Origin of the sequence: Tatumella sp. JGM91, assembly GCF_018257575.1 — a bacterium.
Classification (GTDB): Bacteria; Pseudomonadota; Gammaproteobacteria; order Enterobacterales; family Enterobacteriaceae; genus Tatumella; species Tatumella punctata.
Genome location: NZ_JAERJP010000027.1, coordinates 1 through 15,585, shown reverse-complemented (window position 1 = coordinate 15,585; position 15,585 = coordinate 1). Strand labels below are relative to the sequence as shown.

At 46.6% G+C, this 15,585-nt stretch carries 12 protein-coding genes; 7 read left to right on the top strand and 5 right to left on the bottom strand.

The genetic code is table 11. The features are described 5' to 3' along the window. Positions 1-612: a tellurite resistance methyltransferase TehB gene (gene tehB, locus JK198_RS15010; protein WP_212710910.1), complete on the top strand. Its 612-nt coding sequence runs from the start codon at positions 1-3 to the stop codon at positions 610-612. A 198-nt stretch (positions 613-810) separates the two neighbouring features. Next, complete coding sequence (gene mgtE, locus JK198_RS15005; protein ID WP_212709258.1) at positions 811-2,238, top strand: magnesium transporter; 1,428 nt, start codon at positions 811-813, stop codon at positions 2,236-2,238. A gap of 38 nt (positions 2,239-2,276) precedes the next feature. On the opposite strand, the gene JK198_RS15000 is transcribed toward mgtE, so the two are convergent. After that, positions 2,277-4,712, bottom strand: a complete 2,436-nt coding sequence (locus JK198_RS15000) for a glucose/quinate/shikimate family membrane-bound PQQ-dependent dehydrogenase (RefSeq protein ID WP_212710909.1) — start codon at positions 4,710-4,712, stop codon at positions 2,277-2,279. A gap of 233 nt (positions 4,713-4,945) precedes the next feature. Here JK198_RS15000 and JK198_RS14995 point away from each other — a divergent pair, with 233 nt between their 5' ends. Continuing rightward, a complete protein-coding gene (locus tag JK198_RS14995) occupies positions 4,946-5,305 on the top strand; it encodes a hypothetical protein (protein WP_212709668.1) in 360 nt (119 codons plus the stop codon). Positions 5,306-5,589: 284 nt separating this feature from the next. Here JK198_RS14995 and JK198_RS14990 read toward each other — a convergent pair whose 3' ends face one another. Beyond that, positions 5,590-6,516, bottom strand: coding sequence for a glyoxylate/hydroxypyruvate reductase A (locus JK198_RS14990; protein ID WP_212709667.1), 927 nt, complete (start codon positions 6,514-6,516; stop codon positions 5,590-5,592). A gap of 173 nt (positions 6,517-6,689) precedes the next feature. Here JK198_RS14990 and JK198_RS14985 point away from each other — a divergent pair, with 173 nt between their 5' ends. Beyond that, positions 6,690-7,601 (top strand): LysR substrate-binding domain-containing protein, encoded by a 912-nt coding sequence (locus JK198_RS14985; RefSeq protein WP_212709666.1) that lies wholly within the window; start codon positions 6,690-6,692, stop codon positions 7,599-7,601. A gap of 22 nt (positions 7,602-7,623) precedes the next feature. On the opposite strand, the gene JK198_RS14980 is transcribed toward JK198_RS14985, so the two are convergent. Continuing rightward, complete coding sequence (locus tag JK198_RS14980; RefSeq protein WP_212710908.1) at positions 7,624-8,823, bottom strand: MFS transporter; 1,200 nt, start codon at positions 8,821-8,823, stop codon at positions 7,624-7,626. A gap of 686 nt (positions 8,824-9,509) precedes the next feature. On the opposite strand from JK198_RS14980, the gene JK198_RS14975 reads away from it, so the two are divergent. Beyond that, positions 9,510-10,487, top strand: coding sequence for a DUF1852 domain-containing protein (locus tag JK198_RS14975; RefSeq protein ID WP_212710907.1), 978 nt, complete (start codon positions 9,510-9,512; stop codon positions 10,485-10,487). 27 nt (positions 10,488-10,514) lie between these two features. Continuing rightward, positions 10,515-11,540: a methionine synthase gene (locus JK198_RS14970; RefSeq protein ID WP_212709663.1), complete on the top strand. Its 1,026-nt coding sequence runs from the start codon at positions 10,515-10,517 to the stop codon at positions 11,538-11,540. Between the two features lie 276 nt (positions 11,541-11,816). Here JK198_RS14970 and JK198_RS14965 read toward each other — a convergent pair whose 3' ends face one another. Beyond that, complete coding sequence (locus JK198_RS14965) at positions 11,817-12,902, bottom strand: linear amide C-N hydrolase (RefSeq protein WP_343876566.1); 1,086 nt, start codon at positions 12,900-12,902, stop codon at positions 11,817-11,819. Positions 12,903-13,284: 382 nt separating this feature from the next. Here JK198_RS14965 and JK198_RS14960 point away from each other — a divergent pair, with 382 nt between their 5' ends. Next, positions 13,285-14,211 (top strand): VirK/YbjX family protein, encoded by a 927-nt coding sequence (locus tag JK198_RS14960; RefSeq protein ID WP_212709661.1) that lies wholly within the window; start codon positions 13,285-13,287, stop codon positions 14,209-14,211. Between the two features lie 58 nt (positions 14,212-14,269). Here the strand turns inward: JK198_RS14960 and JK198_RS14955 are convergent, their stop codons facing one another. Then, complete coding sequence (locus tag JK198_RS14955; protein WP_212709660.1) at positions 14,270-14,962, bottom strand: lipopolysaccharide core heptose(II) kinase RfaY; 693 nt, start codon at positions 14,960-14,962, stop codon at positions 14,270-14,272. Positions 14,963-15,585: the final 623 nt, after the last annotated feature.

Below are 15,585 nucleotides of genomic sequence, written 5' to 3'. Positions count from 1 at the left end.
ATGGATAAGCACTCTCTCCGGCCTGATAACTATTATGCAGAGAAGTATCAGCTCTCACTTCCCCATTCCGAGCTGCGGGAAGCACTCCCCCGTTTAACGGTCGGGAAAGCACTGGATATTGGCTGTGGGCGGGGACGTAACAGCTTATACCTTAACGCCCATGGCTTTGATATTATTGGCTGGGATAATAATCCGGCCAGTCTGGCTCATCTGCAACAAATGATCGATCAGGAACAGCTTTCCCATATTCGCTGTGAAAATATCGATGTAAACCACCACCGGTTTAACGGCAGCTTTCAGTTAGTCATCTCGACCGTGGTAATGATGTTCCTGCAGCCTGAGACCATCCCGCAACTGATTGCCGATATGCAGGCATCCACTGCAAAAGAAGGCTTTAACCTGATTGTTGCAGCTATGGATACCACTGATACTCCCTGCCCGCTGGATTTTCCTTTTACCTTTAAATCCGGGGAGTTAAGCCATTATTATCGTAACTGGCATATTCTGAAATATAATGAACACCACGGTGAACTGCATAAAACTGATGCTAATGGTCAGCGTATCCGTATGCGCTTTGCCACCCTGCTGGCTCAGAAAACATCTATCAAATAAGTGACTCTGCCCTGTCTCATTTGCGGCAGCGTTGCGTGCCGGAGGCAGGGATCATTATTATTAGTCCGTCCGGACCTCATCTGCAGCAGCTCATCACTGTTTTCCGTCACTTCCCGGCCCGTCTGTTTATATTTTCGTTTATGATTAATTATATCTTGCGCCGGATTAACCACGCTGGTTTCTAACAGAGGATGTTGTATGCCCGTACCTCATACCCGTACATTGCAGCAAAAACGTCAGAATATTATTACCGGGTTACTGAATAACCCGGCGCTAATCACTGGCCTGTTAAAATACCCGGCAAAGACCTGCCTGACCGATCCACAACTGGGCCCGCTCTGTAAACAACTCACAACTGATCTCGATAATCTGCATGCTGCTGATATTGCAGATATTCTGGAGTCACTTCCCGAGGATGCCCGCCAGGCACTGTGGCAAATGGTCCCGGCTGAACATCGCGGGCGGGTACTGGTTGAAGCGTCGGAAAATGTCTGGGAAAGTCTGACCGAGCCGATGACAGACAAAGATATTCTGCAAGCGATCGCCCCGCTGGATATCGACGACCAGGCATGGCTGGCCCGTTTTCTGCCACGCGACCTGACCGGACGGCTGCTGACTTCGCTGACCCCGAAACAACGCTCCGACTTGCTGAATATCATCAAAAATGACGTTGATGGTGTGGCACGGGTGATGGATTTCAACTTTATCACCGTGCGTAGTGATATCAGACTCGGGGTTGTGCAACGCTTTCTGCGCCGTAAAGGAAAAATTCCTGAGGGTACTGATAAATTATTTATTACTGACAGTGATAACCGGTTACTGGGTGAACTGATGCTGACCGATATTCTGGTCAATGCCCCGGATCGTAAAGTCTGCGATATCATGAATTCCTCACCGGTGACCTTCCGGCTGGAAGATAAGGCTGAAGATGCCGCCAGTGCTTTTGAACGTTATAACCTGATTTCGGCCGCGGTCACTGACCCGAAACAACGGTTGATCGGCCGTATCGCGATTGAAGATATTATCGACCTGGTGAATCAGGAAAATGAGTCCAGCATCCGAAAAATGGGCGGGGTCAGTCAGGAAGAAGATGTTTTTGCCCCGGTCAGTAAAGCGGTAAAGAATCGCTGGGCCTGGCTGGCACTTAATCTGTGTACAGCATTTATTGCGTCAAGGGTGATAGGTCTGTTTGAAGATACCATTGCCCATTTAGTCGCCCTGGCGACGCTGATGCCGATTGTTGCCGGTATCGGCGGTAATACCGGAAATCAGACCATCACCATGATTGTCCGGGCCCTCGCTTTACATCAGGTCGAACCGGGTAACTTTTCATTTCTGTTTCTGCGGGAGCTTGGGGTCGCGTTAATTAACGGGATTTTCTGGGGCGGTATTATGGGGCTGATAACCTGGCTGCTGTATCACAACCTGGCATTGGGCGGAGTGATGATGCTGGCTATGATCCTTAACCTGTTGCTTGCTGCCTGTATGGGGGTATTAATTCCGCTAATAATGACCAAACTGAAGCGGGACCCTGCTATTGGTTCCAGCGTACTGATTACCGCCATGACGGATACCGGCGGTTTTTTTATCTTTCTCGGTCTGGCAACCCTGTTCCTGCTTCATTAATACAATCCGCCCCCTTTCGGGGGGCGGTTGTATTATGATTATTTGTCCAGTGCGTAAGCAATCACATAATCACCGCGGTCCGGAGACTGACGTCCGCCACCCGCAGAAATCAGGATATACTGTTTACCGGTCTTCGGCGAAACATAGCTCATCGGTCCGCCCTGACTGCCGACAGGTAAACGCGCTTTCCATACTTCTTTACCGGTTGAGCTGTCAAAAGCACGCAGGTAGTAATCCTGGGTCCCGGCAATAAATACCAGCCCGCCCTGTGTCGCCAGCGTACCGCCCAGTGTTGGCATACCGACAGGCATTTTTACCCCCATTTTAATGCCGAACGGGCCGGTATCCTGAACCGTACCCACCGGCACCTGCCAGACAATTTTCTGCGTATTCATATCAATAGCACTCAGAGTACCGAACGGTGGTGCCTGACATGGAATACCCAGCGGAGACATAAAGCGGTTTTTATTCACCGAATAAGGTGCACCTTTCATCGGTACGGCGCCCATTCCGGTATTAACAGCCTCACCGCCGGTATTCACCGCAGTCTGTGCCTCAGGGTCGGCTTTGATCAGCTGCTGCCACAGGCCGAGGCGCATATCGTTGACAAAGATGTAGTGGTTCACCGGGTCGACAGACAGACTGCCCCAGTTCATTCCTCCCAGAGAACCAGGGAAGCTCAGCGATTTATCGGTACCTGGTGCGGTATAGAGTCCGTTATAACGCATTGATTTAAAGCTGATACGACATACCAGCTGGTCAAAAGGGGTGGCCCCCCACATATCAGACTCTTTTAATGTCTGCGCACCAATTTGTGGCATCCCGACAGAACGTGGCTGAGTATAGCTGTATTGCTCCCCCGGGATCCCTCCGCCCTGCACTGTGACATTTTCCACTTTGGTCAGTGGTTTTCCTGTCAGACGATCCAGCACATAAATCTGTCCTGCTTTGGTGCCCACAACGACTGCCGGTTTTTCACTGCCATCGCCGGTTTTAAAATCAATCAGGCCCGGTTGCATAGGAACATCAAAGTCCCACAGATCATTGCGGACTGTCTGATATACCCATTTTTCTTTACCTGTGGTCGCATCAACAGCAAGCACAGAAGCACCGTATTTATGATCCAGTGCTGTGCGGTTTGCTCCCCAGATATCAACAGAAGAACTGCCCATCGGCATAAATACGGTATTCATCGACGGATCATAAGACATCGGAGCCCATGAATTCGGGGTACTCCTGACATAATGTTCTCCGGTTTTCAGTACTGTATTAGGATCCTTGTTGCCCGCATCAAAGGCCCAGCGCAACGCTCCCGTGATAACGTCATACCCACGGATCACACCACCGGGCATATCCGTACTGACGTTATCAGATACCCGGCCACCGACCACCACAGTCGTACCCGCCAGGGTCGGTGCCGATGTGATCACATATTGCGGATCCGGCGCATGGCCCATCCCGGCTAACAGATTCACTGTACCTTTGTTACCAAAGTCTTCACAGAATTCACCATTGTCAGCGTTCAGCGCAATCAGGCGGTCATCGATAGTATTCATCAGAATACGACGTTCACAGCCTCCGGCATTTACCGTAGCCACCGGAGCCGGTAGCGTACTGCCAGGTACAGTTGGCTGCGGTACCGGCGCGGTCGCATCAAAATAAGCCAGACCACGGCAGCGCATCCAGACAGACGATTTGGCGTTGATATCAGCTTTCCAGATCTGCTTCCCTGTATCCGCATCAACCGCAATCACATTGTTATGGGGAGTACACAGGAAAACACGGTCCCCGATCTGCAAAGGTGTTTGTTGATCTTCTGCACCGTTACCATCAGGACTAAGGGGAATATCCCCGGTGTGGAAAGTCCAGGCAGGTTTCAGTGCTGAAATATTATTCCGGTTAATCTGATCCAGCGCGACAAAGCGGCTGCCACCGGGGGTATTACCGTAGTTGTCCCAGTTTTTCTGCATCCGGTCTTTGGCTACAGGTACCAGCGGCTGTTGCTGGCCAGCAAATGGCACCGGATCATGGGGGACAAACATATAACCAAATGACACCGCAAAGGCCACAACAGACAGCAAGCCTAACAGATAAGCACTTTTCCACTCCGATGCACGGTTTTCATAACGGCGCAAAGGAGGCAGTAATAAGAATGCAATAATTGCCAGTCCGCCCGGATACATCAGTCGGGAAATTAACGGCCAGAAATTAAGCCCCGCATCGGCAAGCGCCCATAGAATGGTCCCGGCCATGGTCAGAATATAAAGCACTGCCCCGGAAGAACGGCCGCGTAGCAAAAGATAGCCGCTGATCAGCATCAGAATACCCGAGATCAGAAAATACCAGCTTCCCCCCAGTGAGATCAGTTTGATACCGCCATAAATAAAAAAAATGGCGGTCAGTACGAGTATTATCCCAAGTAAAAAACTACCTGTTTTGAGCCATAAAGGCTTTTTTTTTGATGTCGAGGTCATACGTATACACCCTGGTTTTAAGTGAAACCAGATTATACATACTGAAAACAAAAACAGAACATTTGATAAACATTTACACTGGTAATTGCTGCTTAAATATGATTTTACAGATAAATATGGCTACATCCTGCTCAGCATAACCGGGGGAATTTGCTACTGGTTTAAAAATATGTGACTTTTCTGTGATATTATCCGGCAAAACTCTTAGCCTGCATAAATTGTGAATACCGAATATGTCACTGTCTGTCACTTTGTTCCGTCGCCGGAAGTTTTACCTGCTGCTGATACTGATGATTATTGCCTCCCTCTGGCTGTGGCCGAAAACAGTTCCGCCAGATACCATGCATTATTACCGTTCGTTACTGTGTGCCGTTGCAAGCGGGCCAGAACAGGTCACCGCAGATAACTTTACCCGGGTACTGGAAAAAACCGTTGAAGGTTCTAATTCCGATTATTCATTGCGGAAGTATCACTATAATAGTACGGCAGGAAATGCAGTGGTGAAGGAGTGGAACAGGCTGAGCGCCGATCAGCAGCAACAAGCCAGGACGACCAGTCAGCGCTGTCTGATACTGCTGCAATCCGTACAATAACGTTCCGGGTAGCCGGTTATCAGCAACGGTATTTCTTCTGCCAGGATACCGTTACACCCGCAACCCCTTCCGGTCCCTGATTTTGACGGCCAGGCCCTGCCGCCGGACTTCGGCGATCCGCAGCGCCTGAGGATACCGGTCAAACCGGAATGTAAAATGCCGGACATATCGCCACTATTTTCGTCACGGACCAATCCCCCGGTGGTTACTGGAAAAGCCGGGGTTATAACTGGTTCGGCGATGCCTGAAGGCTTATCCGTTATTACGACAACCGCGGATCACAGTTAATAGCCATTACACATATCCAGCCGCCCGGAGACGCCGGCTCCGGCTAAAATTGCTGTAATCTTTTCACTAATTTGCCTGACCGCAACTGCGGGTAAAGTCGCGGCAGAAATATGCGGAGTTATACGAATTTTATGATGCTGCCAGAAAGGGTGATACGACGGCAGCGGTTCCTGCCCGACAACATCCAGTGTTGCGCCGGCAATTTTTCCACTGTCTAACGCCTGAAGCAGGTCATCATTCACCAGGTGCTCCCCTCTGCCGGCATTAATGATATAAGCACCATCCGGTAACCAGTGAAAATGTGCCGTACACAGGATCCCCCGGGTTGACGGGGTTAATGGTAACAGGCAGACGAGAATCCGGCTGGCTGACAGAAAATCATTTAATCTGCTATCGCCGCTATACAAAGTAATATTGCGGCTGCTATGGGGGGTTCTGCTCCATGCATTTACTCTGAAACCTAATGCATGTATGCGTTCAGCAACCGCCTGTCCCAGAACACCAAAACCTAAGATCCCGACACTGTACTCATTTTTATTGCGTGGCGAACGTACCTGCCAGATCTTTTTTTCAGACTGTACAGCATACTCATCCATTTCACGGTAGTGATGTAATACCGCATGAGAAATATAGTCACTCATCTGTTCAGCCATCCCTGCATCTTCCAGCCGGATCACCGGAATATCCTCAGACAACCTCAATTGACGGATAGCATCAACCCCGGCCCCGGCATTAAATATGGCTTTCAGGGAAATCTGCTGATCCAGCATTTCCTGAGAAGGATTCCAGACGATGGCGAAATCGGCCGGTGGCATATGGGGCTGCCATACCGAAACCTTTGCCCCGGGCAGCTGTTGCTTAAGACAGGTAACCCAGTGGCTGGCAAGAGCGTAATCATCCCCGAACTGACAAATTATATGCATAGTTAAGATTCCCGATTGTATAAATAACCCCCTGTAAACTTGCTTATCATTAACATATCTGGCCGGAGAAGACCGGGAATATTATTACCCGGCAGAAATTATTCTGTATTATTCAGCTATACGGCGTCAGGCATTCAGCCGCTCCTTTATCTCAGGCAGAGACGGATCATTCTATGAGAAATACAGAACATCTGGGCGGAGTTACCGCTTTTGTTACCACCGCACAGTTAGGGAGTTTTACAGCAGCGTCAGAAAGACTCGGGCTGACTAAATCTGCGGTAGGTAAAAGCGTCAGCCGTCTGGAAAACCGCCTCGGTCTCAAGCTTTTCCTGCGATCCACCCGCCGGTTAAGCCTGACACCGGAAGGTGAACGTTTTCTGCAAAGCTGTCAGAATGCCCTCGACATCCTGCAGCAAGCCGAAGCTGAACTGACCTCACATATTGCCCGGCCTGCCGGACGGTTGCGGGTTGATTTACCGGCAGCATTTGGCAGACAACGTATCCTGCCCCTGTTACTGACAATAATACGCCGTTATCCGGAACTGACATTAACCGTAACCTTCAGTGAAAGGTTTGTTGATCCTATCGAAGAAGGTATTGATCTGGTTATCAGAATAGGAGAACTCGCTGACAGCAGTGGCCTGGTTGCCAGACGACTGACGACCCAAAAACTGGTTATCTGTGCAGCTGCCGATTATCTTGCTCAGTATGGTGAACCTGTGACACCACAGGAGCTGAACAGGCATCACTGCATCACTGGCTTTCGCAGGCATCAGCCTTTATCCTGGTTATTAAAACACCCTGACGGCGAAATAAGCCGCTATACTCCGCCCGCGACCCATGAGTTTGCGGATGGTGACGGAATGCTGTCAGCGGTACTGGCGGGCTGCGGAATATCACAATTACCCTTATGGCTGGTGGGCAGACATCTGAAAAGCGGGGAGTTAAAAGAAGTACTGAACGGATATTCCGGAGGAGAAATACCCGTCAGTATCCTCTGGCCAAAAAACCGCCAGTTATTACCAAAAATACGCTATGTGGCTGATGAGTTGCTTCAGGCAGCAGCCGATGGCTTACTGGACTAATAACCAGTCAGAGCACCGTCTGTTACTGATCACTGGATGAGTCCTGAGCTAATAATAATGCGGTATTTCCGGCGGTATTTCCGGCGCGATTTTTCGCGACAATACTTAAAAAAGCCAGTATCGAAAAAATAATACTGCTTAATACGACTGAATGGGTGCCGAAGCGGGCAATAAACCACCCGCCGGTTAATGAACCAATAGTAATCCCCAGATTAGAAAATGACATATACAGACTGTTAGCGAATTCAGGAGCTTCACTCGCCTCACCCATTAGCCAGGTCTGACTGACAACTAACCCTGAAGAGTGGCAGATACCCCAGAAAACAGTGAGTAAACACATTGCCAGTGGCGAAAAACCCAGCCACCATACCAACAGTAAAACAATACCAAATATCAGAGGGTAGTAATGTGTAGTCTGAATAACATTTTTTTGCAGAAAATGACTGAATATAAAGTTACCTATAAATCCACAGACCCCGAATAAAATCAGCATGGCACTGATATAATTATTATTAATTTTGGTAACCCCGGATAAATAGTCAGAGATATAGCTAAAAGCTGAGAACATTGCCGCAAATATCATAGAAACGGTAATGATTGCCATCCATAGCCTCTTATTGCGTAACACACTGACCCGGGTTCTGAATGACATCTTTTCGCGTGCCGGCATGGAAGGAATAAAGAATAACACCCCGATAAACGCTATAAAACAGGCTGCCGCACCAAAGTAAAATGCCGCCGCCAGAGAAACATTTTCAGCAATCAGAGCACTGAGCGGTACCCCTAACACCAGACCGACAGCAACACCTGCAAAGACTATCGCCGCAGCACCGGCTCTTTTGGCTTCAGGTACAGAATTTGCTGCAACAACCAGAGCCACTGCAAAAAATACAGCATGAGCCAGAGCTGGCAAAATGCGAAATAATAACATCAGGTTAAAAATATCCGTAGTCGCATAAATAAGATTAGAAATAATAAAGACTGCCAGAATGGATAACAGTACCTTCTTTTTATTAAATCCGGAAAGCGACAGGGTAATAAACGGCCCGGTGACTGCAACAACTATTGCATAGATACTGACTAATAAACCTACCCGTACCGGCGTAACATGCAGTTGTGAAACCAGCCCGGGTAATAAGCCGATAACCGCGATTTCAGTGGTAATAACACCAAACACTGCTACTGACAGAGTCAGTAACAGCAGTGTGCTTTTATTGTGCATAAAAACCCTCTGCGAGATATATCGCAAATTAAGAAAATAAAAATAACCGTATCGCACAGTGATGTGCTATGACCTGATGAGGTTGCAAAGATCATCGCGGAATTTAGCTAATGTGGAAATAGCTGTTCGGGCATTACATTGGCGACAAAAATTCTTCAATGACGCGGTTCACCTGCATCAATACAACAATTTTTCTGATATCTGAAAATATGCTTATCATAAGATTTCACCGCAGAAATACGGCCAGTGGTGGTCATCCCGCCAGCTGCGCGAGCGGAGAGGTAATGGTGTCATACGGGACTCAATGTAAGTCGTCCCTGCCCCTGAAAAAGAAGACAAGGCGCTCGTTCAGCGGGCTGATAACCGCAGTGTGCGGCCGGGCGCGGTGTTATTCGCGGGAATTATCGCTATTTCATAGGACTGTTTTGCTTTGCTGTTATAGCCTCTCTTGCCATAATCGACGTTCTGCTGCAATCTGTGGTTTTTCTGTTCCTGCACTTCATCTTGAAAAAAATTCAAGTTCGTTGAAATTAAATCACTTCCCCTCTGCCAGCGAGTCAGGCATAAATTATGCAATATTATTCACTTTTGGTAATGTGAAAACGGCGATGCGGGGTAACGATAATCTCCGGAAAATCAGTCTATAACGCCGGTTTTCATCTCAGGACTCAGGACGCAGGCAGACAATGAATAAAGATTTTACCTATACAATTACAAAAAGTCGTTTCGATGAGAATTATAATCCTTCGGAAAACACCCGTATCACAACCAACTTTGCTAACCTTGCCCGGGGCGATAACCGCCAGCAAAACCTGCGTAATACCATCGTGATGATGAATAACCGCTTTAACTCACTGGCCAGTTGGGATAACCCGCAAGCAGATCGCTATGCCATCGAAATTGACATTATCTCTGTTGAAATGAAAATCGAAGAACAGGGTGAAAGTTTTCCGGTGATTGAGATTCTGAAAACCAATATTCTCGATAAGAAAACCGGTCAGCAGATTGAAGGTATTGCAGGAAATAACTTTTCTTCCTATGTGCGCGACTATGACTTCAGCGTATTGTTGCCGGAGCACAACAAAAACAAATCAGATTTCACCGTTCCTGATAATTACGGTGTTCTGCACGGTAACATTTTTAAAAGCTTCGTGAATTCTGATGCGTACAAAAATCACTTTAAAAAAACACCGGTCATTTGTCTGAGTGTCGCCAGTAAAAGTGTTTATCACCGCATCGGTAACACACATCCGGTACTGGGTGTTGAATACCAGCAGAATAAGCACTCGCTGACTGATGCCTATTTCGAAAAAATGGGCTTACAGGTTCGCTATTTTATGCCTGAAAACAGTGTTGCTCCGCTGGCTTTCTACTTTTCCGGAGATTTGCTCAGTGACTATACAAATCTTGAGCTTATCAGCACCATCAGTACTATGGAGACATTCCAGAAAATCTACCGGCCTGAAATTTACAACGCTAACTCAGCAGCCGGACTGCAGTATCAGCCGAGCCTGAATTATGATGATTATTCATTAACCACGATTGTTTACGACCGTGAAGAGCGCAGCCGGTTAGCCATTGAGCAAGGTAAGTTCACTGAAGAATATTTCATCAAACCGCACAGCACTATTCTTGAGCAATGGTCTGCTGGTTACAAAGCTTAATTGATTAAAAATATAAGGTCACCTGCAATGAAAATTTTATTACCTACATCAACAGCCGGTAGTCTGCCTAAACCTTCATGGCTTGCGCAGCCAGAGAAATTATGGTCACCGTGGAAACTGGACGATGAAATATTAATCGAAGGGAAAAAAGATGCTCTGCGTTTATCCCTTGATGATCAGCTGCGGGCCGGTATTGATATCGTCAGTGATGGCGAACAAACCCGTCAGCACTTCGTGACGACCTTTATCGAACATCTTAGTGGCGTTGATTTCGAGAAACGTGAAGTGGTTAAAATCCGTAACCGCTATGATGCCAGTGTACCAACCGTTGTCAGCGCAGTGGAACGCAGGAAACCGGTGTTCGTTGATGATGCCAGGTACCTGCGTCAGTTAACCAGTCAACCGATTAAATGGGCATTGCCTGGACCGATGACAATGATTGATACCCTGTATGATAACCACTACAAAAGCCGCGAAAAACTGGCATGGGAATTTGCGAAGATCCTGAATCAGGAAGCGCGCGAATTAGAAGCTGCCGGTGTGGATATTATTCAGTTTGATGAGCCGGCCTTTAATGTATTCTTCGATGAAGTTAATGACTGGGGTGTGGCGGCATTAGAGCGGGCTATCGAAGGCCTGAAATGTGAAACTGCGGTTCATATTTGCTATGGCTATGGTATCAAAGCGAATACCGACTGGAAAAAAACCCTCGGCACAGAATGGCGTCAGTATGAGGAAGCATTCCCGAAACTGCAGAAGTCGAATATCGATATTGTTTCACTGGAATGCCAGAACTCTCATGTTCCTATGGACCTGATTGAACTGATCCGCGGTAAAAAAGTTATGGTCGGAGCTATTGATGTCGCGACTAATAGCATTGAAACTCCGGAAGACGTCGCCAATACCTTACGTAAAGCACTGCAATTTGTTGATGCTGATAAACTTTATCCTTCAACTAACTGCGGTATGGCCCCACTGTCCCGCCAGGTCGCTAACGCTAAACTGCATGCATTAAGTGCCGGTGCAGAGATTATCCGCAAAGAACTGGCCTGATAAATAATAAGATGGCTGATATATTTTATCAGCCTTTCCACGCGGGATTTCCCCGCGTTTTTTATTCCTGAGTGAAAACACCTGTAAACGAAAGCTGTATTTCAACAGAAATATCCAGCCCGGACTGACGGAGTAGATCCTTTACCTGGCGACAGTGAGGTTCAGACATCACTTCCGGCCCTGCCTCTGTATGTATTTTCCCTCTGCTACTTTCATTCTGGCCGGAAAACACGATAGCCACAGCAAGACCGGGCAATAACAGCCCGGCGCGGTATATTATTCAGGTACGTTGATTTTCTTAAATACCGGTTTGTTGCTGGTTTTATACTCTGCGAGAGAGAATTTCTGATAGTTCATATCGTTATAACCCCGAATAAACATTACGCCGTCAGAAAGATCTGTCAGGCTGGTCCAGACCGTATATTCTGACGACTCAGTACCGGTCGGACCGAACTCTCCGATAGTATCAGTCGTAATATTTTTCACCCGATCGAAATTATTCATGATATGGGCCAGGTTATTCATCGCAGTAGCTGTATTATCTGATTTCGGGGCATAGGTGGTGTAGTAAACTGCGCGGACAAAACGGCCGACTGAAGTATCAGAAGATGGTAACGCAGAGGTCGCAATCCCGCTATCGGGCTGAGCCACTTTAATATTACCCAGCACAGCTGCCGAACGATCTTTATTTGTCAGTTGTGTATAGTTATTAAGGTTTTGCAAATGCCATTTAAAGTCAGGGCCGTTAGTCATCACTCTGGTCGGGTTATCATAAACACGGAATTTCCCGTCATTCGCTTCAACCACAATACTGCCGCCACTTTTGTCATAAAATGCAAAATGGAAAGGAGAAGTGACCCCGCCCAGTTTTTCAAGAACCGGGGACCAGAAGTGCCCGCTGTTAACTGCCTGGCGGACCTGTTCTACCGTTGAAAAATTCGCTAATGCCCATTCGCCGATCGAAGTCACAGGCACAGAGTCCTTATACTCTGTTTTCGGCAGCGGCGTCAGAGTAGCGGACGGTACCATATTAGCGCTGAAAGACAGGCCCGCCGCATTGATACCTTCCATCATATTATGATCATCGCCATCAAAATAAACATCAGAGGTAATGGCTAAAATCGGGTATTTAGCGGTGTAAGCCACACTATTTTGTCCGTCAGGTGCTTTTTTCTGGAACGCAGTACCTGCCGGATAGTAGGTTAACCAGGAGGGTAAATCTTCAGAGAGTTCCAGTGTCCGGCCATGGAATACATCACCTTTTGTGTCAGTAATTGCCAGGCTGGTACAGGCAATCGCTGGCAGGGACGCACTTAACAGGGCCGGAATCAATATATATAAAGAGGATTTAAATTTCATGATATACCTTTTGATGAATAGTCTGCGGAAACAGTGATAATTAAGGATAGTTCACTTTCCGTAAACTGCAGGTAATCGATAGTCCCTCCGTGACCGGATACAGAGCCCGTTTTTACAGGGTGCCCCGCCGGATAGCGGTCATGACGGTACGTCAGACCGCCGGAAGATGTTTGTTTTTTGACATATTTTGATACATGAACTGCCACACTGAACAATTAAAATATGTTAATGTATTCTTAATATAAGTATGCTTCACCTCATTCTCTTTGAAAAGAAAAATCCGCTTACTTTCTGTCGGATAGCGGTGCGTTTTGATTACCGCCATATCTGATATGGGATGCTGTAAGTTTATTTAAAGCCATTTTATTGCTATATACGGTAGATTATGAGCCCGTTAAAGGTATTGTTTGGTGGGAATTCATCCCATCCTCTGTGGAAAGATAATGTTTTCAGAGCTAAATTTGCCCTGCGTAGTTTGTTCTATCCTGTCTCCACTTTCAGATATATAAAAAAAATTACCAGCCTTGATATTTACCCTCAGGTAATCAGTATTCAGGGGATAATTCTGGCTAAACATCACCGTGTCTATCTGAAAAAAGGAAGCTCAGTTGCAGAACGGGTAAAATATATTACAGATCATTACTCCCTGATTAATTCTATGAGTAATATCAGTCTGAAAAACATCCTTATCAGTCAGTCGGTAGTCAGTATCGCACAGTTTTCCGGCAAACAAGGTGAAGAGTTTACGCTTTACTGCAAACCAGGAAACTTTGATCGGGAAGGCGAAATAACGATTATTATGGATTATCAGGGGCACACTGTTTCACTGATCACCTTCTCGATAGTGAATATCAATAATAAAAGAACTCTGTTTATTGGCGGGCTTCAGGGGCCAAATAATGAAGGCGCCAGTGACCTCATCAGAGAAGCCACCAAGTCAGCCAGCGGGTTGTTTCCTAAACGAATCATGATGGAAGTGATCTCAGTTTTTTCCGGATTACTCTCTGCAGAGTCGGTCTGTGCAGTCAGTGATGATATGCATGTCTTTAAAAGCTCCCGTTATCACCGGAAGAAAGGTAAATTACTATCCAGTTATAATGACTTCTGGCTCTCCCTCGGCGGGACGCTAAAAGATGATAATACCTTCGAACTACCGGTGATAATTGAACGGAAAAAAATCGAAGATATCGCCAGTAAAAAACGCTCTGAATATAAACGACGTTATCAGCTGCTGGATGATATGAAGGACAGTATCCTGACCACAGCCAGCGGTGAAGCTGTTACCGTTTCCCATCAGGCAGTCACTGTGTGACTGAGTACTGTTCTGCCAGTGCGCCACCAATGGCGCACTGGACCGACAGCGATAAATCTCAGACTTTACCGCGGATTTTTCTGGAAAAATATTTAAGGCTGTCTTTTGTTTTTATTAAAGAGTAAATAAGCCCGCCCGACTCTATATCAAGATTATATTTTTTCTTCAGAGCCAGTCGGTCATTAGCCTGACACACTTTAATGCTGCCGCGGCAGGATAAATCAATAACTTTCAGCTTGCCATCAGGCTTGCAGATAAAGTTAGCCGGATGAATATCATTTGAGGCCAGCCCGGCCTGATGAAGAGATAATATTGATGATGCGACTGCTTCATAGTGATCGCTGATATTCTCATCACTGAGTGCATAACCATCAGCATATTCGTAGACACAAAAAGAATCGACACACTGGCCAAACTTTATTTTTTCTGCCACATAATACAAACGAGAAGTAATATCAATTACATCCTGCTTATATCTGTCGATTTTCTTAATCAGTTTGAGATTAAATGATCCTGAAAATAATGCCGATAATTTCTTTTCAAATCGCTGATCAACTTCTCTGTCACGTTTCAGTATAAATTTCTTAGATTCATGTTCAAAGATCATGACATTACGCAGAGCATTACCACTGGTTAAATACTCTCCCTGAATATCATTATTCATCATCGCGGATATCAGGCGATGAAAGGTTTTACCTTCATCTGAAAAGTAAATACGATAGCCATTATGTTTCAGTTTGTGAACTGACAATGTTATCACCTTAAGGAAAAATTAAGGTTAACGGTATACTACTTTCTTTTCATTATCAATTTATTCTAATTATTGCCCTCTGACCGGTTAACGGAGATATTTCAACCCGTTTTGATTAAAAATCAGTGAAAAAAGCAGATTATGCCGACAAAAAAACTGATTTTCACTGAGGTGATCTATAGAAATTTAAACCATAAATAGCTCTATCTGCTAATTTAACCAGACCCGGCCTGTAATTGTAGTTATTTTTTAATCAATCCAGTTCAAAAAATACCTTATATAATAAACATTAATTAACATTATTAAATAATCTGACACTTATGGTTTTTGCCGCCCCGCAGGAGGCGACAAGGCAAAGGGCGCAAAGGCCCTCTGCACTCCGGGCCTGTGCGGCAGATCGTTCCGCCGCTGCGCGGTAGCTTCGGTTATTCCCGGCCGGGGCTGTGGCGTAACGCTTGTGCTGATATGCAATATGTCAATCCGGCGGGGTTCTGTTCGCCATTACGTCAGGTCATTTTTGCTGCCCCGCTGCGGGCGACCAGGCAAAGGGCGCAATGGCCGGGGGCTGTGACGTAACGTTTGCGCTGACATGCAATATATCAATCCGCCAGGGTTCTGTTCGC

Bases quoted from the DNA above. Each gene is read 5' to 3' on its own strand.
- tehB (WP_212710910.1), top strand. From the start codon at position 1: ATGGATAAGCACTCTCTCCGGCCTGATAACTATTATGCAGAGAAGTAT.
- mgtE (WP_212709258.1), top strand. From the start codon at position 811: ATGCCCGTACCTCATACCCGTACATTGCAGCAAAAACGTCAGAATATT.
- JK198_RS15000 (WP_212710909.1), bottom strand. From the start codon at position 4,712: ATGACCTCGACATCAAAAAAAAAGCCTTTATGGCTCAAAACAGGTAGT.
- JK198_RS14995 (WP_212709668.1), top strand. From the start codon at position 4,946: ATGTCACTGTCTGTCACTTTGTTCCGTCGCCGGAAGTTTTACCTGCTG.
- JK198_RS14990 (WP_212709667.1), bottom strand. From the start codon at position 6,516: ATGCATATAATTTGTCAGTTCGGGGATGATTACGCTCTTGCCAGCCAC.
- JK198_RS14985 (WP_212709666.1), top strand. From the start codon at position 6,690: ATGAGAAATACAGAACATCTGGGCGGAGTTACCGCTTTTGTTACCACC.
- JK198_RS14980 (WP_212710908.1), bottom strand. From the start codon at position 8,823: ATGCACAATAAAAGCACACTGCTGTTACTGACTCTGTCAGTAGCAGTG.
- JK198_RS14975 (WP_212710907.1), top strand. From the start codon at position 9,510: ATGAATAAAGATTTTACCTATACAATTACAAAAAGTCGTTTCGATGAG.
- JK198_RS14970 (WP_212709663.1), top strand. From the start codon at position 10,515: ATGAAAATTTTATTACCTACATCAACAGCCGGTAGTCTGCCTAAACCT.
- JK198_RS14960 (WP_212709661.1), top strand. From the start codon at position 13,285: ATGAGCCCGTTAAAGGTATTGTTTGGTGGGAATTCATCCCATCCTCTG.